The 22087-nt window shown below is 46.1% G+C and carries 27 protein-coding genes; 11 read left to right on the top strand and 16 right to left on the bottom strand.

Annotation, left to right across the window (positions count from 1 at the left end):
- Positions 1-84 precede the first annotated feature (84 nt).
- Entirely contained in the window at positions 85-750 is a 666-nt protein-coding gene (locus G3W54_RS00970; protein WP_162651293.1) for a glutathione S-transferase family protein, read from the bottom strand.
- Between the two features lie 52 nt (positions 751-802).
- Between G3W54_RS00970 and G3W54_RS00965 the strand changes: the two genes are divergently transcribed.
- On the top strand, positions 803-1276 hold the full coding sequence (locus tag G3W54_RS00965; protein WP_244627803.1) for a helix-turn-helix domain-containing protein: 474 nt from the start codon (positions 803-805) through the stop codon (positions 1274-1276).
- Positions 1277-1468: 192 nt separating this feature from the next.
- On the top strand, positions 1469-1651 hold the full coding sequence (locus tag G3W54_RS00960; RefSeq protein WP_162651292.1) for a hypothetical protein: 183 nt from the start codon (positions 1469-1471) through the stop codon (positions 1649-1651).
- A 25-nt stretch (positions 1652-1676) separates the two neighbouring features.
- On the opposite strand, the gene G3W54_RS00955 is transcribed toward G3W54_RS00960, so the two are convergent.
- From G3W54_RS00955 to G3W54_RS00940, 4 genes are all read right to left on the bottom strand, one after another.
- On the bottom strand, positions 1677-2552 hold the full coding sequence (locus G3W54_RS00955; protein WP_162651291.1) for a hypothetical protein: 876 nt from the start codon (positions 2550-2552) through the stop codon (positions 1677-1679).
- A 166-nt stretch (positions 2553-2718) separates the two neighbouring features.
- Positions 2719-3417 carry an ATP-binding cassette domain-containing protein gene (locus tag G3W54_RS00950; protein WP_162651290.1) on the bottom strand — a complete coding sequence of 233 codons (699 nt, stop codon included), beginning with the start codon at positions 3415-3417 and terminating at the stop codon, positions 2719-2721.
- A gap of 8 nt (positions 3418-3425) precedes the next feature.
- A complete protein-coding gene (gene devC / locus G3W54_RS00945) occupies positions 3426-4601 on the bottom strand; it encodes an ABC transporter permease DevC (protein WP_162651289.1) in 1176 nt (391 codons plus the stop codon).
- Complete coding sequence (locus tag G3W54_RS00940) at positions 4598-5830, bottom strand: efflux RND transporter periplasmic adaptor subunit (RefSeq protein WP_162651288.1); 1233 nt, start codon at positions 5828-5830, stop codon at positions 4598-4600. The genes devC and G3W54_RS00940 overlap by 4 nt, the downstream gene beginning before the upstream one ends.
- A gap of 91 nt (positions 5831-5921) precedes the next feature.
- On the opposite strand from G3W54_RS00940, the gene G3W54_RS00935 reads away from it, so the two are divergent.
- Positions 5922-6542: a TetR/AcrR family transcriptional regulator gene (locus tag G3W54_RS00935; RefSeq protein WP_162651287.1), complete on the top strand. Its 621-nt coding sequence runs from the start codon at positions 5922-5924 to the stop codon at positions 6540-6542.
- Positions 6543-6586: 44 nt separating this feature from the next.
- Entirely contained in the window at positions 6587-6931 is a 345-nt protein-coding gene (locus tag G3W54_RS00930; protein ID WP_162651286.1) for an SH3 domain-containing protein, read from the top strand.
- Positions 6932-6979: 48 nt separating this feature from the next.
- Here G3W54_RS00930 and G3W54_RS00925 read toward each other — a convergent pair whose 3' ends face one another.
- On the bottom strand, positions 6980-7444 hold the full coding sequence (locus G3W54_RS00925; protein ID WP_197742764.1) for an RES family NAD+ phosphorylase: 465 nt from the start codon (positions 7442-7444) through the stop codon (positions 6980-6982).
- A 271-nt stretch (positions 7445-7715) separates the two neighbouring features.
- Between G3W54_RS00925 and G3W54_RS00920 the strand changes: the two genes are divergently transcribed.
- A complete protein-coding gene (locus G3W54_RS00920; protein WP_162651285.1) occupies positions 7716-8996 on the top strand; it encodes a hypothetical protein in 1281 nt (426 codons plus the stop codon).
- Positions 8997-9077: 81 nt separating this feature from the next.
- Here G3W54_RS00920 and G3W54_RS00915 read toward each other — a convergent pair whose 3' ends face one another.
- Both G3W54_RS00915 and G3W54_RS00910 read right to left on the bottom strand, forming a co-directional pair.
- Positions 9078-10037 carry a polyketide cyclase/dehydrase gene (locus G3W54_RS00915; RefSeq protein ID WP_162651284.1) on the bottom strand — a complete coding sequence of 320 codons (960 nt, stop codon included), beginning with the start codon at positions 10035-10037 and terminating at the stop codon, positions 9078-9080.
- Positions 10038-10091: 54 nt separating this feature from the next.
- Complete coding sequence (locus tag G3W54_RS00910; protein WP_162651283.1) at positions 10092-11231, bottom strand: AraC family transcriptional regulator; 1140 nt, start codon at positions 11229-11231, stop codon at positions 10092-10094.
- Between the two features lie 179 nt (positions 11232-11410).
- Here G3W54_RS00910 and G3W54_RS00905 point away from each other — a divergent pair, with 179 nt between their 5' ends.
- Complete coding sequence (locus tag G3W54_RS00905; protein WP_162651282.1) at positions 11411-12235, top strand: MipA/OmpV family protein; 825 nt, start codon at positions 11411-11413, stop codon at positions 12233-12235.
- Between the two features lie 76 nt (positions 12236-12311).
- Here the strand turns inward: G3W54_RS00905 and G3W54_RS00900 are convergent, their stop codons facing one another.
- The 3 genes from G3W54_RS00900 to G3W54_RS00890 form a co-directional block, all read right to left on the bottom strand.
- Positions 12312-12863 (bottom strand): class I SAM-dependent methyltransferase, encoded by a 552-nt coding sequence (locus G3W54_RS00900; RefSeq protein WP_162651281.1) that lies wholly within the window; start codon positions 12861-12863, stop codon positions 12312-12314.
- An 88-nt stretch (positions 12864-12951) separates the two neighbouring features.
- Positions 12952-13584 (bottom strand): glutathione S-transferase N-terminal domain-containing protein, encoded by a 633-nt coding sequence (locus G3W54_RS00895; RefSeq protein ID WP_162651280.1) that lies wholly within the window; start codon positions 13582-13584, stop codon positions 12952-12954.
- A 68-nt stretch (positions 13585-13652) separates the two neighbouring features.
- Positions 13653-14504, bottom strand: coding sequence for an EamA family transporter (locus G3W54_RS00890; RefSeq protein ID WP_162651279.1), 852 nt, complete (start codon positions 14502-14504; stop codon positions 13653-13655).
- A gap of 97 nt (positions 14505-14601) precedes the next feature.
- Here G3W54_RS00890 and G3W54_RS00885 point away from each other — a divergent pair, with 97 nt between their 5' ends.
- On the top strand, positions 14602-15093 hold the full coding sequence (locus G3W54_RS00885; protein ID WP_162651278.1) for a MarR family transcriptional regulator: 492 nt from the start codon (positions 14602-14604) through the stop codon (positions 15091-15093).
- 141 nt (positions 15094-15234) lie between these two features.
- Positions 15235-15627 carry a GFA family protein gene (locus G3W54_RS00880; protein ID WP_162651277.1) on the top strand — a complete coding sequence of 131 codons (393 nt, stop codon included), beginning with the start codon at positions 15235-15237 and terminating at the stop codon, positions 15625-15627.
- A 169-nt stretch (positions 15628-15796) separates the two neighbouring features.
- On the opposite strand, the gene G3W54_RS00875 is transcribed toward G3W54_RS00880, so the two are convergent.
- From G3W54_RS00875 to G3W54_RS00865, 3 genes are all read right to left on the bottom strand, one after another.
- Positions 15797-16882 carry a sel1 repeat family protein gene (locus G3W54_RS00875; protein WP_162651276.1) on the bottom strand — a complete coding sequence of 362 codons (1086 nt, stop codon included), beginning with the start codon at positions 16880-16882 and terminating at the stop codon, positions 15797-15799.
- A 413-nt stretch (positions 16883-17295) separates the two neighbouring features.
- Positions 17296-17523 (bottom strand): hypothetical protein, encoded by a 228-nt coding sequence (locus G3W54_RS00870; RefSeq protein ID WP_162651275.1) that lies wholly within the window; start codon positions 17521-17523, stop codon positions 17296-17298.
- 252 nt (positions 17524-17775) lie between these two features.
- Positions 17776-18144 (bottom strand): helix-turn-helix domain-containing protein, encoded by a 369-nt coding sequence (locus tag G3W54_RS00865; RefSeq protein WP_162651274.1) that lies wholly within the window; start codon positions 18142-18144, stop codon positions 17776-17778.
- Positions 18145-18236: 92 nt separating this feature from the next.
- Here G3W54_RS00865 and G3W54_RS00860 point away from each other — a divergent pair, with 92 nt between their 5' ends.
- Together G3W54_RS00860 and G3W54_RS00855 are read left to right on the top strand one after the other, a co-directional pair.
- On the top strand, positions 18237-18950 hold the full coding sequence (locus tag G3W54_RS00860) for an MBL fold metallo-hydrolase (protein ID WP_162651273.1): 714 nt from the start codon (positions 18237-18239) through the stop codon (positions 18948-18950).
- Positions 18951-19134: 184 nt separating this feature from the next.
- Positions 19135-19569, top strand: coding sequence for an ion channel (locus G3W54_RS00855; RefSeq protein ID WP_162651272.1), 435 nt, complete (start codon positions 19135-19137; stop codon positions 19567-19569).
- Positions 19570-19655: 86 nt separating this feature from the next.
- Here G3W54_RS00855 and G3W54_RS00850 read toward each other — a convergent pair whose 3' ends face one another.
- Both G3W54_RS00850 and G3W54_RS00845 read right to left on the bottom strand, forming a co-directional pair.
- On the bottom strand, positions 19656-20915 hold the full coding sequence (locus G3W54_RS00850; RefSeq protein WP_162651271.1) for a ferric reductase-like transmembrane domain-containing protein: 1260 nt from the start codon (positions 20913-20915) through the stop codon (positions 19656-19658).
- Between the two features lie 24 nt (positions 20916-20939).
- On the bottom strand, positions 20940-21437 hold the full coding sequence (locus G3W54_RS00845) for a signal transduction protein (RefSeq protein ID WP_162651270.1): 498 nt from the start codon (positions 21435-21437) through the stop codon (positions 20940-20942).
- Positions 21438-21609: 172 nt separating this feature from the next.
- Between G3W54_RS00845 and G3W54_RS00840 the strand changes: the two genes are divergently transcribed.
- Positions 21610-22080: a MarR family winged helix-turn-helix transcriptional regulator gene (locus G3W54_RS00840; protein ID WP_162651269.1), complete on the top strand. Its 471-nt coding sequence runs from the start codon at positions 21610-21612 to the stop codon at positions 22078-22080.
- The last annotated feature ends 7 nt before the right edge of the window (positions 22081-22087 follow it).

Here is a 22087-nt window from a genome sequence, read left to right as displayed (position 1 = left end):
CCGGATTACAGGACATTTATACGGCTCGAGCTTTTGTCTTACTTCATGTCATTCCTAAAGCCATGAGATGTTTTTGAGGCGGCCTCAGGCATCCTGCATCATCAGGCTGGTTAGATAAGAGTTCCTTTTCTGCAAAAATTGCTCAAGGCGCTTCGAATATCCCTCTGGTGGTGCATTGATAACGGACGGACGCGCTGCAAGTGTTTGTCGCCATTTTTGCAGGGCATCCAGGTCGCTCATGATTCCAAAATCGTCAATCTGGTCAAATACGTCGAAATACCTGAATATGGTTGCCCACACGCCATCGATCATGTGGAATGTGTCTCCGGCGAAGTAACTGCCTGATACTTCTTGCTCAATGCGTTGAAACTTTGCACGAAGTGCGGTGCGTTTTTGCTCAAAACTATCGGCATCCTTTGCACTATAGAACCCGCCAATCCCAGCCAGAGTTTCTGACCCGAACTCAATCCACGAACGATGACGCGCTTTTTCCAGACTGTCTATTGGATGCAGTGAGCCGGGCGTGGTTTCATCCAGATATTCGGCGATGATCTGGCTTTCAAAAAGCACAGATATTTCGGTTTCCAAAATAGGCACACGACCAAGCGGGGACATTTGTTTGAACCAGTCAGGCTTATCCGCCAGATCAATATATGTGCGGCGATGTTCAATATTCTTTTCGGACAAAACAATGACCGCCCGTTGGACGTAAGGGCACAGGTGATGACTGATGAGGTGAAAACTATTCATAGTAAAACTCCATTTAGATGCATTTGCATGTAATTAGGATGTTTTGCCTTGCATGTCAATGCAAATGCATCTACCTTTAATTATGACCATGCCAAACGACATCACAGTACAAACCTGGATAAAGCTAGCCCGAGCCTTCGGCAAAGCAATGTCAGATATCGAACAAGCTTTGCAGGACAATGAACTACCGCCGCTTAGTTGGTACGATGTGTTGTTGGAGTTGGAGCGGGTAAAGGGCAAGGGTATGCGGCAGTTTGAGTTGGAAACTGCTTTGCTGCTCAAGCAATATAGCGTCTCTCGTCTTGTCGAAAAAATCGAAAAAGATGGCTGTTTGCAGCGTGTGGCAAGCAAAGAGGATGGCCGCGGAAAGCGATTGCACATTACAGATAAGGGCAGGGCATTGCGTCAAAAAATGTGGCTCATCTATGGTCCGAAAATCGAAGATACGGTGGGTCAGAAATTATCACAGACGCAATGTCAGGAGTTGGGCATGCTTTTGGGGAAACTGAGTAATAGTCCAAGCTGATTTAGTTTTACCTGATTTAGATTTACCTGATTTAGTTTTACCTGATTTTCTGGGAAATCTTCGCCGCCCGTGTTGTGACTGTGAAAGCAACTGTAAAATGCAAATTTCCAAATCATGAGAAGCCCGTGTTTTCGAAAATTTCACTCAATGCTATTCTAGCCACCGCCATATCCCTAATATTTGGAGTTCTGATTGGCACGTTTGTCATGTATCTGGTTTTTGCCTGTTTTGTCTCCAGACCATATTCTTTTTGTTGGGCAAACACTTAATGGTTACGTGGAAACGCTGACCAATTCAGTGGAAGAATTTTTGGAATATGCAGCCGCGGTTCTTTTGCTTTCCCCAGCTATGGTCTGCCGATCAGAAACACCTTAATTTCCGCTTTCCGTGTACCTGAATATTACTTTTTCGGAGGTTTGCCAGCCGCAGGCACTGGTGTCGGTACTTTAACGACAGTTGTTTTTGTCTCAGCCACCCCGAAGAAAGCCTTTATTGCGGACAGGAACCTATTTAAAATAACGATGGTTAGTGATGTGCTGTAACCCAAGACAAATGGTAGGAGCAACAATACCGCTTGTAGCGCTATTTTTCCGCCTTCTGCACCGTTGTCCACGGGCACTGGTTTGATCAACCCTTGTGTGAATTCAACAAAATCATTGAAACCAAATGGAATTGTAATAATTAGTGCAAACAAGGCACCAAGCAGCATTCTTAGCAGCAGCAATAGTCGATTGTTAATATCGAACGTGATTTCCTCGGAGACCGCTATGGCGTTGAAGCCAATTGATGCAATCGCCCCCAGAGCACCGAGAAGAAGAAGCCAAAACACATAGATCGGAAGGACAATTTGTCGTGGAGAAATTTTATCTCCACCTATAAAGTCAATTGTTTGAATGAGGACAGCAGATATCAGTAACAGTGCCGCAAAAAAACAAAGGTATCCTGCCAGTTTCGGGAACCAAAGCGGGATTTGCTGCCCCATATACCGACGGCGCGCAGGTTCATCTAAGAGGCCAAATAGACCATTATTGATCTTCTCCAGATTTTGCCACTCCTCAGCAGTAGCTGGTCTTCCCTTGAAGTCTTTAAACTTGTAAACGCGAAATTCATTGGGAAACAGCCGTTCTGGTACTTGAACTGTTTCCTGCACCAAAAATGTGTATAGTTTTATAGTTCGATGGATGCCTTCGATGAAATCTTGATCATTAATAAGATTCGGATCATCATCAGGAATTTCGACTGCTGTTTTAAACAAATTATTTGTTAGTATTTGCATAATTTTGTTCCCCCCAAGCACGTAAAGCAACTATAAATATCAAATTACATGGATACAACTATATGCAAATATTTCTCAGAGTCCAATTTCGAGGGTTAGGACGGGGCCAGAAATGTGCTTATGCTGCTGGTAGAAATGATTTAGCCGCACGATCTCAATATCCGTCTTAGCTTCCGCTTTCCGTATCCTTAACAATACGGCCTTCTTCTAATGTGATGATACGGTCAGCGAGATCGAGGATGCGATTATCGTGGGTGACCATAACGGTGGTTGTGCCGCGAGTTTGACCCAATTCTTTGAGCATTTTTACCACATTAAGACCCGATTCTTTATCAAGCGCTGCGGTGGGTTCGTCCGCAAAGATGACCTCAGGGTTGGATACGAGTGCGCGAGCAACTGCGACACGTTGTTTTTGCCCCCCAGACAGTTTTGCTGGCAAAAAACTGCTGCGATCACCTAGCCCCACAAGCTCTAACATATGGTGCGCCGCTTGTTTTTGTTTGGCTTCGTGTCCAGCGCCATGCACCTGTAATCCCATCAAAACATTTTGCGTGGCTGTCAGGCTATCATGCAAATTATGAGCTTGAAAAATGAAGCCTAATTTACGCCGTGCAGCAACATTTTGTGCCTCTGTCGCGCCATTTAACTCTGTTCCCAGCAATGTCACGCTGCCGCCCATCACGTCGCGTAAGCAGCCCATAAGCGTCAGTACGGTGGTTTTGCCGGAGCCGGATGGCCCCATAAGAATGGTCAGACTGCCTTTTTTAATCTTCAAATTAACATCAAAGATTGCCTGTTTTCGTGCTTCACCCACACCAAACCAATGATCAAGATGCTCAACGATAATTGGATATTGCTCTGCCATTACGCCTCCTAAAACAAGTCTGCCGGATCAGCACCAGCAAGGCGGCGCGTGGCAATGGCACCGGATATGGAGCAAGCGATTAAAGTTCCAAAAAACACCATAACAGCGCGAGCTAAGCCCATCTCAACGGGTAATCCGGTTGCATTTGAGAGGCCCAAATAAAGCAAACTGGCGAGAATGACGCCTGGGATGAAACCAAACACTGCCAAAATCAGCGCTTCTTCAAATACAATGCCCAGAAAGAAGCTGTGATCATAACCCATCGCTTTAAAGGTCGCATATTCTTTAAGGTGGTCAGACACATCTGTTGCCAACACTTGGTAGACGATCACTATGCCAACCAATACACCAATTAAAACGCCAAACCCGAAGATCACGCCCGTAGGTCGTTCTGTGGTTTGGTATTTCAGGTCGGCGGCGGCCGCATCTTTCACCGAGCGAACAATAACACTGTCACCGGGTAGGACTTTGCGTAACCGCTCAACCACAACATCGATCGAAATGCCATCTGCGACTTTGACCAATATGTGATTAGGCGCACCGGCAATGCGTTTTGGAAACAAGCTCAGGAATGTTTGATCTGAGGTGAATAACGTGCCATCGGCGGTAAAACCACCACCAACCTTGATCAGATCCACGGCTCTAACCGCAGTGCCGTTAAGTTCGAAATCAAGGGGCTTGGCTCTGCTTACATCATTAAACTGGTCCTGCGATGCGCCGCGCGTGCTTTCATCAATTAGCAATGTATTGGGCAAGCGCAACAGATCAAGCTTTTCAGATATTTCAGCGCTTAGAAACGGAGTTGCGTCAGGGTCGATGCCAAAACTTTGTAAATTTGAAGAACCGCCATCTGGCTGTTGCCATTCCAAAGTTGCGATGTAAAGCGGTGTTGCATCCGAAACACCCGCAACACCAAGTGCTTGAAACATGCGTTGACGAGAAAGATTGCTCCCATCGGTCAACGTGTTGGTATCTTCCGATGAAATCATAATATCAGAATTAAACAAAGCGTAGGGCGCAACGGATGCACCATTTAGAGCACCTAAAATGCCAAGTTGCACAAATACCAAGATGTTGGCGAAGGCGACACCAGCGACAGCTGCTGCCAGTTTTGCCTTGCTATGAGAAAGCTGTAGCCAGCCGATGGGCATGCGGCCAAATATCAGTTTAAGCAGATGGCTCATTGATCACGACCTGCATCAATGCGTGCAACGACCTCCAGATTGGTCAAACGCGATGCAATTGCCGATGATGCATCATCCAAGGCAACAATCACATCAACAACGCGCGCATCGGTATTTGCCGCCGGGTCATCTGATGTGATGGTCTGGCGGCCAATTTCCAACCCGATAGCGGATACGGTGCCCATGAGTTCTTGCGGCAATGCTTTGGCAGATATGGTTACGGGATCGCCCAATGATACGCGCCCAATCAGCGTTTGATAAACCTCCACTTCCACTGTCATTTTTTCCGTATTTCCAAGGTTTAAAATCCCCGTGGATGGCGGGCGTTCACCCGGATTTACGTGAATATCAAGCACAGTGCCATCGGCAGATGCTTTAACATAGGCTTTGCCCAAATCTGATTGCGCGCGCGTGAGGTCAGAATAAGCAGCGTCAAGATTTGCCTCTGCTACTGCAATATCGGCCTGCAAGACACCATTTTCTGTGTCATAACGTGACAGTGTCGCCCTTGCACGCTCCACGTCCAGCAGTGTTTCAGTTGCCCGCGCTTGCGCATTGTCAAATTTAGCACGTGTCGTCACACCACGTTCAAGCAGCGATGTGGCTCGCTCCAGATCAACTTTCGCAGCCTCATAGGTGACTTCCGCGCGGGAAAATGTCGCCCGCGCTTCACTCAGGCTTGCCTCGGTTTTGCTTTTGGTCTGGTTTAGCGTGGCTGTTCGAACTTTGAGGGTTGCCTTGGCTGTTTCAACAGCATTTTCAAGTTGGGTCAGATTATCAAGTACTGCAAGCGTATCACCGCGCTGTACTTTGTCGCCAATATCCACATTCAATGCGGCGATACGGGCATCACCAGCGCCAAAGGGTGTTGCTATGGTTATCACATCGCCATCGGGAATAAGGCGACCAAGGGCAAAAATATCGCCTTCGCTCAAAACCGCAACTTCTTCCTGACTGGTAACTTTATCCAGTGCCACAGCAATCGGGGTTGATGTGCCGCCGCCAGGTGCCAGACCTGTAACGCCGAAAAATGCCTTTAATCCTGGTGGCTGAAAATACATCCCTACAATCCCGCCAAAGACAATCAACATCATGGCAACAGGGATGAATAGAAGCTTGCGAAATGATCGTTGTGGCTTTGCAGCGGGCGAACTTTTGTCTGCCTTATCATTTTTTACAAGCCCGTTATCCACCAGTGGAAGCTCAATTTTATCTGTTTTATCATTCATTTAATCTGTCGCACATATAATTATTGACCAACGGGTCATTAATTATATAAAATCATCTGAATTGCAAGTGGATAATTATTTTGAGAGTAAAATGAACGACAAAACAACGCACAGGCGCAAGCAACATCGTCCGCAAGAGCTTATTGCAGCTGGGTTGCAAGAGTTTGCAATCAACGGTTTTGCCGCCACGCGAATGATTGATATTGCAAAACGTGCAGGCGTCTCCAAAGGCACTATTTACGTCTATTTCGAAAGCAAAGAGGCTTTGTTTGAAGCAGCTGTTCGCTCGCAAATATTACCGTATCTGGATCAGGTAGGTGCAATGGTTTTAACTCATAAAGGCAGCACAAAAGACCTCATACGAATGATGATTAATATGATGTACGCCAAGATTGTTCAAAGCAACGCGAAGGATATAATCCGGGTGATGATCGCAGAGGGGCGAAAGTTTCCAGCTTTGGTGGAGTTTTATTATAATACTGTGCTGGAAAAGGGACTTGGAATTTTAGATGCAATCGTCCAACACGGTGTTGAACGTGGTGAGATTAAAAATGACATGATCTTAAAAGAACCCCGATTGCTTGTTGCACCGATCATATTTGCTGGCGTTTGGTCCATGGTGTTTGATGAAATAAATCCGATAAATATTGACCAATTTTGCGAGGCGCACCTTGACATATTGTTCAACGGAATATTGACCAAGGGCGAATAGATGTTGCGTTAACTTGAACCGTCGGAGCGAAAAGGACATTCTTGATGAGACGATATGAAGTTGTGTCTGATTGGAAAGTGTCTTACGCGGACCCAATCGTTCTGACTAAGAATGAAGAACTGTGGCTGTCTGGAAAAACTGATAGTTGGGAAGGGCACATTTGGGTCTGGGCAAAAAACCAAGCAGGCAAAGAAGGTTGGATTCCCGATACCTTGATCGAAAATCAAGCTGGTCGGTATTTCGCAAATAACCCGTTTTCCGCAATGGAGCTGACTTGCCACATTGGACAAGAGCTAACCTTTATTGACGAAACCCACGGATGGGTGTTGTGCAAAGCTAAAGACGGATCCCAAGGCTGGGTCCCCGCTAAAAATTTGAAAGTAATTTAGAAGCGACATTCCGCAAATATAGTGAACCGTACTAGCTCCAAAATTCATTCACAATACCTCAACTTGAGGCGCGTTCTCTTGGTTCCACTGAAATAACACCAAATGCCAGAGGCCCGGTATTTGTCGAGATGGATCAATCAACCCCACGCCTCCGAGCTGAATAATCCGATCCCGCACAGCCCAAGAGCGTGGCTTTCGCCCTTCCGAAACATCCGGTTGCCAAGGAGAAATAGCGCTGCATAATTCAATGTTAGCAGTTTTACATGCCGCTTCATCAAGCAGGTCAAATATTTGATCGCCTGTGACCTTTATGCGCCGCACTTCTTTTTCCGTTGATCTATTTGCTTTATGAACGTTAATCGCAGCGTTCATGCCTTGCTGTGTTGCACTCAGATAAAGCGTCGGTTGTTCGCTTGTAGAATATCGCCCGGGCAATCGCGATCCAGCTATAATTTTGTCTCGATAGATGGGATCAATAGTCCGGTAGAAAACGCCTTCGACATAATTGAACAAGTCAGATTTCTTCTGAATTTTAGCTATTGAGTGCATAAGAAACCTGATTTGCAGTGAATCAGATGTAATCGTCGCATATCTGCCACATGATGCGCAAACGCTGAAAGCCCGCAATATGATTTACAGCCTATCCAGATGATCTCGCTTCCGTGCGGCTTTCTCCGTTTAAATCCTAAAGCGCATGTCTGCCTGAAAGGGTATTGAGATTTAGCTCGCGATGTATTGCATTGATAAAAACATCGCGTTAAACTTGTTGTGTGGGGGAGGCTAAATGCAAAAACATTCAAATTTCTGGATTGGCTTTTTCATTGCTTTTTTGCTGTTGGTGCCGATATTGCTGGGTGCCTGGGGCATTGCGCAGGAACATGCCAAGGCGATGATCACCTTTGCTCTTGGCGCGCTGTTCAGCGCCATTCTCATACTTGTCCTTATTTTGTTTTTCCGGGACAAAATTCTGGAGAAAATATTTGGAAACACTAAATCATCAATTGAAGATGTTTCGCAGGAAGCGCTTCTGGCGCTGACGGCGGCCACAACTGGCAAGAAAGATGAGGCGATCAAACATACAAGCAGTCTCGTTGGCGCAGGTGCTGCATGGTATATGTGGGCGGGTTTTTATCGCTGGGTAATAGGGACTTGTGTCGCGCTTCTCGTCGGGTTCGGCGCGTTCACGGGTACGGTTTTGCTGTTTGAGCAAAACAAGAAGCTGGATGCGCAAACCGAGCAATTAATTGCCCAGAATAAGCAATTTGAAGCGCAAAATGCATTGGCAAGTGTTAGTATGGTATCTGGACTTCGCGAGCGTCTGCGGTCGGTTGGCACCAGAAGCAATACCGATATAGGTATTGCGCCGGATGTGTTTTTGGAATGCGGGGTGGATTTTGATTATTCGCACAAACTTTCATTGCCTGCTAATCCGTCTGAGGTTGCCGCTGTTAAGCTTTTGGCCCAAGATGAGAACCTGTCTGACAATGTCATCCAATCGCTAACACTGTTGTTGCGTGATGAAAGTTCGGCAGTGAAATTTGCCGCTCTGAGCATTTTGGATGAACTTGAGCAAATACCAGAGCAAACCGAGGTCTATATTGCTGATTTGCGCCTTGTTTATGACAATAACAGTATCATCGATTATACGCTTCAATCCGATGTAAATATCTGGTTTGCAAGATCGCTTGTTGCCGGGTTCAAATGTGAAAACTGTTTAGTGGATTTGGATGATTCCGTGTTTCAGGGTCATGTTGATAAAATCGATCAAGTCAGCCATTCGCTTTATACACCCGTTTCGTCGCTCACAAATGAGGCTTCAGCTCTGCCTGAAACACATTTCTCATCTGTTGTTGCAAGTATTGGTCAGGCATCTGATCAGTTGATGACAACAAGTAAAAACATTAGTCGGGTTTCGGAAGGCCCTTTAAGTTTTTATTTTTTGAGTAACTTTTCTGACAATCCGCATTGCAAAACGTTAGAGACGCTCTCGCGGCAGAATCCATTCCTATTAAAGGTAAAGGAGACAGAGACGCAGCCTGAGGAGGCAAAAATTCTGCCGGAATGAGCTATCGCCTATAGAAGTAAGTAATCTTGCCTAAAACTAATGCTGCTTGTTTTTTTGGCAGTGTGTATCGCGGTTTGCTACCTATCCAGATATCTTCGCTTCTGTGCGGTTTTTGACAAGGATCAGGATCACATTGTGAAAATCCTCGAAGAAGAATTCATGCCAGAATTTGGAATATGCGCCTAATTGAGAATTGTCATAAGTACGGGTGGTCAGCGATAAGCGTGTTTTCCCGTCCATATCCTCAAGTAAATATTCGCCTGAAAGGATGTTAAAATACTTCCCACCGACTTTGACATGAGGATCTTCAAGTCCCTCTGCAATCCACCCTTCAGGAAATTCAAAATCCCACGCAATAAGACGGTTTTTCTCAATAGCGGTAATCCGCTCTATGAAATGAACATCTTCTCCCCAGTGAGAATGCCGAATGGTGCCATTCGGACTTTCTTCCCAAATGGCTTCGGTTGGTTTTGGCACGCCAAGAAGGTGTGACATGCGCGTTGGTATTTCCTGCGGCGAAATATCAGGAATTGATTTGAGCATGTTAAACACAATTTCCGGAGGCGCATTAATTTCTATCGTGTTTGAAATTTCATATATTTCCGGCCGCATCGGCTGGTTTGCCGGCAGGCCCAAAAGTGCAAAAGCAATAATTGGCAGAGTTACAATTTTCAAACTCCCGTTTGCCTCCTGCTTCCACCGGATCACCATCAGATAAATAACGCCACCCAGCAATGTTCCCAATAATATTGGCACGACTGCCATCGCAATGCAGATCATTCCTTCAAGGCTCGTTGTGACAGACATGGCAACGGATATAGCCATGATGCCGATTAACCAAAGCAGAGCTTTGCCAAAAGATTTGAATGAGCCTTTTGGCCGGAAATGCATGATGATCAAGCCACATAGAATGGGAAATCCAAACAAGAAGGCAAAGCTTACAAGTTCCACATCAATCATAAGGGCAATCACATAAAGCCCCAGTAACCCGGCGACCAGCAATATGGCAGGGGCGGTGATCCTTATTATTTTGGATAACAATGTCCGGCTCCTGCCTTTTGGAGATCATAAGTTGTATAGTGGAGATAATACGATCTAATCCTCGTGGCAACCTGTCTCTTTCCTAAAGGCTGTCGGTGTCATATTTGTCACCTTTTTAAAGGCGGTATAGAAAGATGAGCGGGAATTGAACCCCACATCATAGGCGATGGTGAGGATGGTTTTTGAGCTATCTTTCAGTCGATCTTGCGCGTCTCTGATCCGATATCCATTTACGAAATCAAAGAAGTTTTCACCGATTTTTTCATTCAGAACCTGAGAAACATAATTATCCCCCACGCGCACATGACGAGCCAAAATCCATAAAGACAGGTTAGCATTCAGATAGAGTTTGTCGGTCTGCATTGCTCGGCGTAATTTCTTGGCAATTCTGACTTTTGCCTCCTCATCCAGTGCTGATTTCTCATAGCTGGGTGCGGGCGATTTTTCCGCCTGATGTGGCACAATGCCGGGGCGCTGTCGCAGTCCCCAAAGCGTGATTGTCGTAACAATGACAATGTTAAACGCATATTCCACGACTACTGGCACGCCGGGGCGATCGGTCACCATCTCAAAAATAACGGATCCGGTTTGCAATATCCAATAAACCCCGTAGCTTGCCATGACGAACGAAACCCATTGCATCTCTTTTTTCTCGGTGCTGGCAAAAACATCTTTCAACCGAGCATGATATTGAACCAGCCGCCGCGCTGTTAATGCGAAATAGAAGGCCCACTGAAATGGTATGGGAAACATCAACCCTTCGTAGTTTCCGCTCAAAATCTGGTAGCGCACCGCAGCTTCATCCAAAATAGGGATTGCACCATCAATCATCATGATGGCAATAATTATGGCGGCAAATGCATAGAGCAAAGGCAACGCAAAATGCCAGATAAGCCTTTTCGGCAACTGTTGATTTTCGGCAGTTAGGGTCCACACATAAAGCCAAAAAAGCGGTGTCACGCTCGCAGCGCCCACTATCCATAATGAGCGCACAATTGCTTTTGCATAAGGGGATATCAAAATCGGATTAAGAACCGTGCCCAATTCTGCCATTGTGGAGGCAATGAGGAAAAACGCCAGAAGCCGAAACACCAGTTTGTCGCGATCCTGGGTAAGACAATAGAGCGCGCCAAAGGCGGAAATCGTGGCTGCAATCGTTGCCAGCAGCGTGACGGTGTTTTCGGTGTGGAACATGAAGATACCTTCTGTGTCAGGCCGATTTACTTAGCGTCAATTTCAATTCATTTCCAGACTGGATTGTCCTAATAGATAAAGTCGGACACTTGTTTTGTCCTTCTCGCGCTTGCTCGGACGACACCTATCATTTCGCTCCATATGACCGCTGCAACATATCATTTTTGGAGACTTGTAAAATGTTGCGTAAATCCCTGACTGCCGTTGCAATATTACTATGCTTTGCAACAACACCGCTTTTGGCGGAAGAAACCCTGCCAAAAGGCAATCCTCCAGTAGATAGCCCGCCAATAGATAGCCCACCTGCGGGCAAATGGAATTCTAATGGAACCTGGACCTTTGGGCTAATCGCATCGGGCGGAAAAAGCATCTATGTGGGCGAGAAGAACAAAGCCACAATGCTGCCCTATCTGGCATTTGACAGTGAGCGCCTTCATTTTGGCGTTGATGATGGGCTGGCTTATCATTTTTTAAATTTTGGAGATCCGCAAACCTCTGGCGGGCAGCTCTCATTGGTTTTGGCGCCGAGATGGGAAACTGCATTGCGTAAAAGCAGCATATTCGATGGCATGGACCGTGACTTGCCCATCGAAGGCGGTGTTCGTGGCAGATATAATGCCTATGGATTTTTCGGAGAAGCAAAGGCGCTTTTTGATATATCAGGTGTTCACGGGGGGTATGAATTGGAAGCAGCATTGGGTGCTGAGCGACAGTTTGGCAGATTTGGTTTTGAAGCCAAGCTAGGTGCTAGATACAGAGACAAAAAACTGAACTTTGACCTCTACGGGGTTTCTGCCGCCCATGCCACCGCGACGCGCAAACAGTTCACCCCGGATGCCAGCGTGGCTGGCTTTGCGAGCATAGGTGCACGCTATTTTATGAGCGAAGACTTATCGCTGATTGGCAATGTAAGCGTGGAAAATATCGGTAAAATGAAAGATAGCCCGCTGGTAGAACGCGACCACAGCATTTTCCTCACGATCGGGATCATGAAGAGCTTCTGATTGTTGATGATGGGCAAGCAAACAGCCAAAAGTGCGGCTGTTTGCTTCTAGTACTCTAATATCGCCAGATTTAGCTTCATATTTTCTGTGCGCCAAATTCCAGAATTTGCTTTGGACGTTCATAACGATCAATTGATTTTTCTTCGATGGTGGTAAGCTTCCATTCTGACTTAAATAGCAGTTCGACATCGGCTTTGCTGAAGAAGCGCTTTTGTTGCCCTTTTACCATATATAGTCCAGATTCAATTTCTGTATGGCCTTTTGCTCCGTAATTTTCATCGTTATTGGAGTTTACCCTGACCACGATGACACCTTTGGGAGTCAGAACACGCGATAATTCAGAGACAATTTTTTGCGTTGTGTTCCAGCTGAAATAGTGCAAACACAAGCTGGCAATGACCACATCAAAAGTGCAGGGTTTGAAGGGAAGCTCCTTGCTGTGGTCTACAACCAAAACCTGTTTAGCACCTTCTATTTGGGATGGAGGCGACAAGTCACAAGCAACTACAGAACTCGAAAGTTCTGCAATTTTACGTGTATCATCTGCCGGGCCACAGCCAAGTTCAAGAACGTTTTTGCCATTCAAGTCATCTGACCATTTATCGAGCCATGCAAAATCTGATTTCATCGTCTTAACTTGCCTTACGTTTTGCAACCGTTTGTAACTATTGTCAGAATGTTCAATGCCACCTCGCAAACAGGTTTACAAATATTAATCACGCCACCGGAATTGGCCCTGTATCGGTTGGCTTTTTGTAGCCCTCAATAAAGCCGGGGCGGGCGGCGAGTTCGTTGTACCAGCGCAAAACATTGGGGTACTCGTTCAGATCAATCTCCTGCCACTCAAAGCGCGATGCCCACGGCCAGATGGCAAAGTCTGCAATGCTGATTTCATCAATCAGATATTTGCTGGTGGCAAGATGTTTGTCGAGCACGCCATAAAGTCTTTTGCCTTCGTTTTGGAAGCGGTTTGCCGCATATTCGGAAACATCAGGATTAAACCTTACAAAATGATGGGTCTGACCAAGCATCGGGCCAAAGCCGCCCATTTGCCACATTAGCCACTGCATCATCTGCCAATATTGGGAGGTGCCATATGCGGGCATAAATTTCCCCGTCTTTTCAGCCAGATACATCAAGATCGCACCGGATTCAAACAGCGCAACGTCGCCATCCGTATCGGTCAGGGCAGGGATCTTGTTGTTTGGCGCAATCTTGAGGAAATCCGCCCCGAACTGATCATCCTTGGTGATATCAATACCCACGCATTCATAGTCCAGCCCCATTTCTTCCAGTGCGATAGAAACCTTGCGGCCATTGGGTGTACCCCAAGTGTATAAAGTGATCATGCTTTGCTCCATTTTAATGTCATTGTTGTAACCATTATTGGTCGTGTTGATAAGTGTTGTTATGTAGCTTACCCGTCGGCGGGTTTTCGAGTGGCAAGCCAGATGCTCAGAAGAACAATAGCTGTGCCCAGAATTTGAAGATATGTGAGACTTTGATTGAGCACCAACCAGCCCATAAGCACGGCCATTAATGGGCTTAAAAAGCCGAGCGGGGAGATCGTGTTGGGGTCAAGTGTGGCAATGCCTCGGAACCAGATAATATAGGTGAGGGCACCGCCAATAATGCTCAGATAGCCATAACCTACCAGGCTATTCATCGTAAAAGCAGGGAAATTGGGTTCGAGCGCAATGGCAAAGGGTAGCAACAACAATCCACCCGCAATGAGTTGCCAGGCAGTAAAGCGCAGGAGCGGGACAGGCGGCTGCCATTTACGGGTTAACACCACACCAAGCGCCATGGATGCTGCGCCGCCAAAGCCTGCAATAATGCCGATGAGATCAAATCCCGCTTCGGCAGTGAGGAGGAGCAATGCAACGCCGAAAATACCGAGTATTGCGCTGGAAATGCTGACTTTTCTAATTGGCACATTCAAGATAAAGAATGCCGCAAACACCACGATCAACGGCTGCATAGCGCCAAGCGTGGCAGCAACGCCGCCGGGCAGGCGATAGGCCGCGACGAAGAGCAGCCACCAAAAAACCGAGAAGTTAAGTGCGCCCAGCACGAGCGTTTTCCACCACCATTCGCCTGTTGGCAGTTTAGGGCTGAAAAGCAGCAGCAATAAACCCGCAGGTAACGCTCGGATGGCCGCTGACATAAGCGGATAACCATCAGGCAAAAGCTGCGTGATGACGATATAGGAACTTCCCCATATCATGGGCGCAAGGCCAGTGAGGGCAATATTCAAAGGGCGGTTCATACCAAACTCCTAGCGAGTAATCCAATTTACCTTGACGTCAAGATACTTAGAGATGATTTATCTTGACGTCAAGGTAAATTTTTCATATAGATATTTCATGGATGATGTGGACAAAATTATAGAACAGTGGAACCGCGAGCGGCCCGACCTTGATGTCGAGCCGATGGCTTTGATAGGGCGACTTATGCGGATCGCAAATCACCTTGGCAAAGGTATGGGGGAGACTTTTTCGAAGTATGATCTCAATCTTGCAAGCTTTGATGTACTTGCCACGCTCAGGCGTTCGGGCGCACCCTATGCGCTGTCACCCACCGATCTTATGACAACAATGATGATCACATCCGGCACGATGACCAATCGGATAGATCAGCTTGTTAAACGTAATTTTGTGGAACGGATTGCCAACGAAAATGACGGGCGAGGGTTCCTCATCAAACTCACCGACGAGGGGTTCACCCTCATCGATGAAGTCGTTAGCGCACACGTTGTTAGGCAAAAAGAACTCGTGTCAGGTTTTAGTAAAACAGACCGAAAAACTATGAATCAATTTATGAAAACCTATCTTGAAGACATTGAAAAGAATCAATGATTACGACCTAGGTCCTTAGCCCATCATGCCACGGACAAAGGACAAAGCTACCATTGATGGCGGGAGTTTTATTTATTCGTTGACCCTATGCCACATGCTTTCTAGTAGGTGTATCTTGAGAAAATTAGAAGAGGTCAAGCAATGGTGAGCAAAGCAGTACATGTGGGAGGGTGTCTTTGCGGCGCAATCCGTTTCCAAGCGAAGGGCCCAGCGCTGAAACCTCATACTTGCTCTTGCAAAATGTGCCAACGCCACAGCGGCTCCCTTACGGCAGTCTGGGTAGAATTTCCCAAAGAATCCGTATCTTGGAACGGAGCAGGAGGCATGCCGACGACGTATCGATCTTCGGAGTACTCTAGCCGTGCCTTTTGTCCCGTATGTGGCAGTACATTAGGTGCAATTGATGACGAACCAACCATCGCTTTATTGGTCGGGACCTTCGACAAAACGAACAACAAAGAGCTTATTCCTTTAGCGCACTCTTACAAAGGACGTCGCCCTAAGTGGTGGCATGTCGATGTGCAAAAGTCATGACATTTGCACCAGAAATTATATCTACTGGACTGCAATCAATTGCAGTCATTCAAACCCGACATAATTTTTCGGAGCTTGGCCCAGTGCAGTCATAAAAGTATGAAAAGGCCTCAAGGGAATATAAATAACTAATCGAGACCAATAAAAAAGGGCGCGAACACAAATTTTTCTATGATTGGCGGTTGTTCGACAACCACTTTGCAATCTCTTTTATGGAACTCGATTTCAGAGGCCCAAGACGGCAAGTATTTAATATCCCAATATCTTTACACAACTTGGTAATCGCTCGTATAGTTGCGGACGTAAGATAACCTGAAGTACGGCCTGGTTTATAACCGTGTGCAGTAAGTTCTTTTTGCAAAATCCTTACATAGGCGTTTTTGTTAAGTCGGGAAGTTAGGAATAACGCGCGAGTGTAGCTTTCCGAATCCGCAGAGATAACTATCTTTTCTGAAGCTTTCCAGAAGGTTTCCGGTGTAGTTTCAATTGCAAAATATAAGGATTCTGCAACCCAAATTCTTCCTCGTAGATTAGGGGTCTGTAGTAATTCAGCGCGTATGCTTAGTCCCTTTCTACCATTGGTTTGTCGCAGGTAGGCCAATAGAACTTCAGCGGTTTTTAGATGGTAGCGATGCGTTGGGTCACGTGAAATTTGCAATGCGTCTTGGAATAGGCGATCTGTATCCATGTCAAATTTATTGCCGCGCGCAAGGTGCTGGAGAAGGTACAGACTAGCAACAACATCGCCGGCTTGCGAAAGCTTGATCAGATCATCCGTTCCTTGATCTCGCTGTGACAAATGCCCGAAAGATCCGTCGTGATGGGTAGCCGCGAGCAGCGCAGCAGCCCCACGTATGTCGGCCTTGGTTGCTAACGTGAGTTGGGAAAGCGCATCGGCAAAAGCATTCTGTTTCAGCAATAATCTTGCGTATGGAACCCGCGAGTAATCCCTACCATTTTTAATCGCAGCTTTATACCAGGCTGCCGCGTTTTCTGTATTAACAGCTGTTCCTACCCCGAGCCGATAATAGTTGGCAAGCTTATCTTGCGCTCTGGCGTTTCCGGCTTTAGCGAGATCCATCATAATTTGAAATGCAGCTGTTGGATCAGGCTTAACGTCTGCGCCCACACGCAAGGCTTCTGCATGGGCGAAAAGCTCTTTTGTTGTAGGTGTATTAGATGCGTTGCCATCTAGTGGCAGTATGATAAGACTTATACATAGATAAACCGCTTTAATCACAAATGAATGTTCCACAAAGATCTCCCTTTACTCCTTTAGATAATTACATTTCCCATATTTTAAGATGCGTAGAGTTTGTTTGACGATACCTAATTATCGACATCAATCTATTTGCCAAGCAGATGGCGCCCATACATTTGGTGTCTCTGTATTTAAAATACGAAAACGACAACCATAATTCTTCTGTCAAGGCGTATAGATGCTGAAGTATATGAATAGGGGTGGTATACTTTTGGGTAGAGCATCGCCAACGAAAATGACGGACGGGGGCTCCTCATCAAACTCACAGATAAAGGGTTCACCCTCATCGATGAAGTTGTTGGCGCGCATGTTAAAACACAAAAAACACTCGTATCAGGCTTTGCCAAAACAGACCGCAAAACCATGAATCAATTTATGAAAACCTATCTCGAAAACATTGAAAAGAATCAATGATTTTTGCCAGAACTATTACCCATCATGCCGCGCACAATGGCCCATGAAATCGGAAAACTGATCATAAATGTACCCACCATGGCGGTGATAATAAACGGCCAGGTAAACAGTTTCATGACAATGATTACAACAATGCCAACCCCACTCAAAACTGCCCATATAATCATATGAAGGGCAATTGAAAGTGTCTGGTTCTGTTTGAAATCGTCTCGCCAACTCATATCCATGTCTCTCCATGCCGCGCATAAATTCTAGCTGATGAAAATCGGCCGCGTAAGACGCTATAACGTCGCGTTTGATGCGGTCGGGAAAATGGGGAGGATTGTGTCCAATGCCACTCTTTGTTTTTCCTTTCGCTAATTGGTGTGATGTAATACTTAATTAGATAGCGTCATATAGAGTTTCTGAGTTACACCCTAGTGCGGTCATTCAAGCCAAGAAGTTTTGTTCAAAAATTGACCTGAAAAAGACATTCAAACATCTTTCGTGACTTCGGCGAAGCTACCATGGGTTATCGCCCAATCATTAATCTGGGATAAAATAAGAGTCAGCGAATATCCCTTCTCGGTGAGTGAGTATTCTACTCTCTGTCTGGCATCATTTTTTTCAATGCGATTTATCAGGTTCGCAGATAGAAGATCTCTTAATTGTTGCGACAATATTTTTCGACTTATGCCTTTGATTTTACGACTTAATTCTAAGAAATGCGTTTCCTGTTCCAGTAGGCAATGCAGAATTTGTGGTTTGTATTTTCCGCCCAGCATGCGCAGTGTTTCGGCTACAGGGCATATTCCAGTTTCAGAAATTTCCCACGAGCTAGTGTGGTCGTCTAAATTCGTCAAGATATCACCAGTTACAAAAAAGTACCTAATTGAAAGCTTCCAATTAAAGCACTTTATGTTTGCTTGCAATTAACTGGAAGGATTTTCACCTCATGGACACGCAAGTCATAGTCCCTATTTCCATGCTGCCGTTTGGCATGCTGAACGCCTATCTCATAATACGCAAGCAAAGAGCTATATTGATTGACACCGGTCTTCCCAACTCAGCTAATCGAATTGAAAAAGTTTTAAAAAAAGCGGGCTTGGAATGGTTACATATTGACCTGATTATCCTCACTCATGGTCACATAGATCATGTAGGTTCAGCCCATCATGCCAGGGTTTTAAGCTCCGCACCTATTGTCGCGCACGCAGGGGATGTACCTTATATTCAGGACGGAAAGCGCCCCATGTTAAACCCAACGGGCACATTTGGAAAATTTTTTGTAAAGACCAGAGCCATTGAGCAACCATTTAAATATTTCCAACCGGACATAACCATGATCGACAATGAGTTGTCTCTGGAAGATTTTGGCTTCAGGGGGCGTATCTTACATACGCCGGGTCACACGCCGGGATCTCTTTCGGTGTTTTTAGACGATGGAGAGGTTGTTGCAGGCGATCTGGTTGCCTCAGGCATCCTGTTAGGCGGCATAATGTTAAAGGATCGACCAAAGCCACCACCCTTTGAGGAAGATAGGCAAGCCGTTTTAACGTCGCTTAAGTTCCTGCTCAACGAAGGGGCAAAGAAATTTTACCTTGGTCACGGAGGACCATTGAGTGCAGAACATGTAGACACATTTCTGAGAAAGCAACATCGTGCGTAGGTCCGCTTGCGGCGCAAATGTTCACATCTGTGCAAATATCATAGTATTAGCCTGACATCCCGCGTATCGACCCCAACTAGTCCTCAGAGAATGGACTTATCATTGCTTCTAATCATGTTAAACCGACCTTGGTTCAGTTATAAAGTCTTGATAAGTGGTAACGTAAATAAAGGATAAGCGGATAATGTTCGAACAATTATTGCTTGGCTCTGCCATAACTCTCGTCTCATTGGTTGGTGGCGCTGTGCTATGGTGGGTTTTGAACGAAGTGCTTTTATTTATGGAGCCCTGGCTACGGCGTCCGCCTTATCCGGCCAAATCGCTTTTGGTGATTTTTATGGTTGTGTTTTCGACAATGGCTATGATGACATTTGGGGTTTGGCTATGGGCAATTGTTTTCAAGCAAATGTCTATTTTCAGCACCTTGGAGGAGGCTGTTTATTATTCTCTGGTGGCCTATACGACGTTGGGCATCGGTGACGTTGCTATTCCAACAGACAAGCGTTTATTGGGCGGTATGACCGCTGCAAATGGGTTTTTAATGTTTGGGATTATGACGGCAATGGTAACGGACACCTTGCGCCATGTCCGAAGAGTTCAGCATAATTTGCTTGATTAGAAGTACATTTAATCTTTATGCCTGACTTAAGTTTTTTTTAAAAACAGCCCTCGAAAGGGCTGCTTACAGATCTGATTTTGTGGCGCTTATCTGAACTCAAAGGCTTCCATGTGGATTTGTTTGCGGCCGACACCTTTGGCTTTCAGATCTTTGGAGATCGGGCCTGTCATGGCTTTGGGTCCGCAGAGGAAATAGTCATAGCCGGGTAGTGCATCAGGTAATTTTTCTTCCATGATGTCCACGCGGGCGAAATTTCCTTCATCAGAGAAGAGCGGAATGATTTTAAGGCCTTTGAGCCGTTTTGCATGGTCTAGAAGCTCATCCAGAAAAAGCGCTTCTTTTTCTTCTCTGGTTGCATAGACAAGGTGAATGTCGCGTTCATCATCATCCTTCATATTCCGAATGGTGGATAGGAAAGGGGTGATGCCGATGCCGCCTGCAAGCCAGATCTGCTTGTTGCCACCTTTGCTCATATCAAAGCGTCCATAGGGGCCGCGCACTTTAACCTCGCCACCAGCTTCGAGTTCCTCACGCACTTTCCGTGTCCAGTCGCCCAGAACTTTGATAGTGAAGCGAAGATTGTCCTCATCGGGTGCGCTGGAGATGGTGAACGGGTGCGGCTCATTCCAGTCTTTGCCAGCGACTTCCACAAAGGCGAATTGCCCCGGTGTAAAGCTCATCTTTGCGCCCATTGGTGCTAATACCAGCTCTTTTGCCCGCTCATGCGCGTTGATCGCGGCAAGCTTGTACGGCAGTGCTGTTTTGCGGTTCATACCAAAGACCGAGTAAAGAAAGGAACCCGCGCCGATGATAGCGGCAACGAAGATCAAAATTCCAGAGGTGCTAAACCGCTCGTAAAAGATCGCAGGTGCCGTCATAAAGTGACCGATAACGAGGAAATATACCAGCCCCATGAGCTTATGCATGGGCCGCCAGCGACTGTAGGAAATTTTACGGTTCAGCGTGATCGCCAAGGATAAAACAAGCACGATAAGCGCAATCATGCCCATGGGGGCGGAGGGCACGAGTGCATTGGCGATTTCATCCACGCCAGCTGGCAATTCCTTTGGCACGCCAAAGAAATGGATTAATACGAAGATCAATGACATGGTGCCAGTGACTTTGTGGACCTGATACATGCGATCAAGTCCGCCAAACAGGTCTTCCAAAAACCGTGCCCGCGTGGATAAAATCATCGAGGTCGTCATTAATAAAAACGCAATGCCGCCCAGCATCGTTGTTCCTGTCGTACGTGGTTCATGTGCTTCTGGCGCAAATGCCAGATGCAGCGCCATAAACAGCGCAATAATCACAATAATTGCGTAAACGCCTTGCTTTCTTAACATTGGGCTTCTCCCATTATGAGTGGATTACTTGGTTTCTTGTGCGACAGCTGCGCGGATGGCTTTCATGACCGTGAAACCTGACAGGAATTCTGCTTGCGTTAGAACAGCATCACTATTGAGATCAGCGCGTTGGAAATCATAAAGAGAAGATGAGCGCTGTTCGGAGCGGGTGAGTTGTCCGTCGCCATTGCGATCCCAGAAGGCATGAACAATGCGCATAGCTGTTTCAAGAGCCGCTTTTGAACCGCGTTCTTCGGCAAGGGGCTGCCAACCAAAATCCCAAAACAGAAACTCGTCGACATCCACTTTGCCGTTATCATCGGCATCCATGGAGATAAATATATTATCACCAAAGGCATTATATTCGCCCATATCAATGTAGCCGCGCTCGTTTTCGTCAATGCTTTTGAAGGTGGCAATGGCTAGTTGTTTGCCGTCTGTTAGTTGATCAGCCAGGGCTGCATTTGCGCCAACGGTGGTTATGCATGCGGCCAACAGCAAAGTGGATAGTGGATGTGTCATAGTTTTCTCCTGTTTAAAGATTGTCATTAATTTGCATTTACATTAGTTGTAATTGCAAGTATTGTAAATGCATAAATAAACAAAATGCAAGAGTCAACAATGCAACTGTTGCGTTTTGCAAGTTTTTGGAGATAACTGGATGTCCTATTCGATACTTGGGAGATGCTACTTAATGACTCAAATTCCAGACGGGATAATTTCCCAAGCACAGCGAAACCGAGAGCATAGTTTTGGTTATTTGATGCAGCGCATTGCCAGGCGCATTGATATGGGTATGAAAGAGCGATTGTCGGAAATCGGCATTGATGTGAAGATTTTTGCCAATCTGATGATATTGCTCGAGAGAGACGGTATCAATCAGCGGGAACTGGGTGATTTACTTGATTTCCCCGATTATTATACAAGTCGCAATATTGATATGCTGGTCAAAGAGGGATTCGCCGAACGTCGACCTGATCCCAATAGTCGAAGATCGTTTCTGATTTATCTGACGAGAGCGGGCAGGGATAAAGCCATGCAGCTCCCCAATATCATTAAAGAATCCAACGAACATCACCTCAGCAACTTAGACGAATCCGAGCAAAAGCAGATCATAAAGCTTCTGCACAAAGTGGCTGGTATTGATCTGTACGTGGATGAATAGGGCGCAA

This window comes from Lentilitoribacter sp. Alg239-R112 (genome assembly GCF_900537175.1).
In the GTDB taxonomy this organism is placed as follows: Bacteria; Pseudomonadota; Alphaproteobacteria; order Rhizobiales; family Rhizobiaceae; genus Lentilitoribacter.
The sequence above is the reverse complement of the archived record's forward strand: the minus strand, read 5'-3'. Positions and strand labels throughout refer to the sequence as shown.

Coding starts and splice junctions, on each gene's coding strand:
- G3W54_RS00970 (WP_162651293.1), bottom strand. CDS start 750: ATGAATAGTTTTCACCTCATCAGTCATCACCTGTGCCCTTACGTCCAA.
- G3W54_RS00965 (WP_244627803.1), top strand. CDS start 803: ATGTCAATGCAAATGCATCTACCTTTAATTATGACCATGCCAAACGAC.
- G3W54_RS00955 (WP_162651291.1), bottom strand. CDS start 2,552: ATGCAAATACTAACAAATAATTTGTTTAAAACAGCAGTCGAAATTCCT.
- G3W54_RS00950 (WP_162651290.1), bottom strand. CDS start 3,417: ATGGCAGAGCAATATCCAATTATCGTTGAGCATCTTGATCATTGGTTT.
- devC (WP_162651289.1), bottom strand. CDS start 4,601: ATGAGCCATCTGCTTAAACTGATATTTGGCCGCATGCCCATCGGCTGG.
- G3W54_RS00940 (WP_162651288.1), bottom strand. CDS start 5,830: ATGAATGATAAAACAGATAAAATTGAGCTTCCACTGGTGGATAACGGG.
- G3W54_RS00935 (WP_162651287.1), top strand. CDS start 5,922: ATGAACGACAAAACAACGCACAGGCGCAAGCAACATCGTCCGCAAGAG.
- G3W54_RS00930 (WP_162651286.1), top strand. CDS start 6,587: ATGAGACGATATGAAGTTGTGTCTGATTGGAAAGTGTCTTACGCGGAC.
- G3W54_RS00920 (WP_162651285.1), top strand. CDS start 7,716: ATGCAAAAACATTCAAATTTCTGGATTGGCTTTTTCATTGCTTTTTTG.
- G3W54_RS00910 (WP_162651283.1), bottom strand. CDS start 11,231: ATGTTCCACACCGAAAACACCGTCACGCTGCTGGCAACGATTGCAGCC.
- G3W54_RS00905 (WP_162651282.1), top strand. CDS start 11,411: ATGTTGCGTAAATCCCTGACTGCCGTTGCAATATTACTATGCTTTGCA.
- G3W54_RS00900 (WP_162651281.1), bottom strand. CDS start 12,863: ATGAAATCAGATTTTGCATGGCTCGATAAATGGTCAGATGACTTGAAT.
- G3W54_RS00895 (WP_162651280.1), bottom strand. CDS start 13,584: ATGATCACTTTATACACTTGGGGTACACCCAATGGCCGCAAGGTTTCT.
- G3W54_RS00890 (WP_162651279.1), bottom strand. CDS start 14,504: ATGAACCGCCCTTTGAATATTGCCCTCACTGGCCTTGCGCCCATGATA.
- G3W54_RS00885 (WP_162651278.1), top strand. CDS start 14,602: ATGGATGATGTGGACAAAATTATAGAACAGTGGAACCGCGAGCGGCCC.
- G3W54_RS00880 (WP_162651277.1), top strand. CDS start 15,235: ATGGTGAGCAAAGCAGTACATGTGGGAGGGTGTCTTTGCGGCGCAATC.
- G3W54_RS00870 (WP_162651275.1), bottom strand. CDS start 17,523: ATGAGTTGGCGAGACGATTTCAAACAGAACCAGACACTTTCAATTGCC.
- G3W54_RS00860 (WP_162651273.1), top strand. CDS start 18,237: ATGGACACGCAAGTCATAGTCCCTATTTCCATGCTGCCGTTTGGCATG.
- G3W54_RS00855 (WP_162651272.1), top strand. CDS start 19,135: ATGTTCGAACAATTATTGCTTGGCTCTGCCATAACTCTCGTCTCATTG.
- G3W54_RS00850 (WP_162651271.1), bottom strand. CDS start 20,915: ATGTTAAGAAAGCAAGGCGTTTACGCAATTATTGTGATTATTGCGCTG.
- G3W54_RS00845 (WP_162651270.1), bottom strand. CDS start 21,437: ATGACACATCCACTATCCACTTTGCTGTTGGCCGCATGCATAACCACC.
- G3W54_RS00840 (WP_162651269.1), top strand. CDS start 21,610: ATGACTCAAATTCCAGACGGGATAATTTCCCAAGCACAGCGAAACCGA.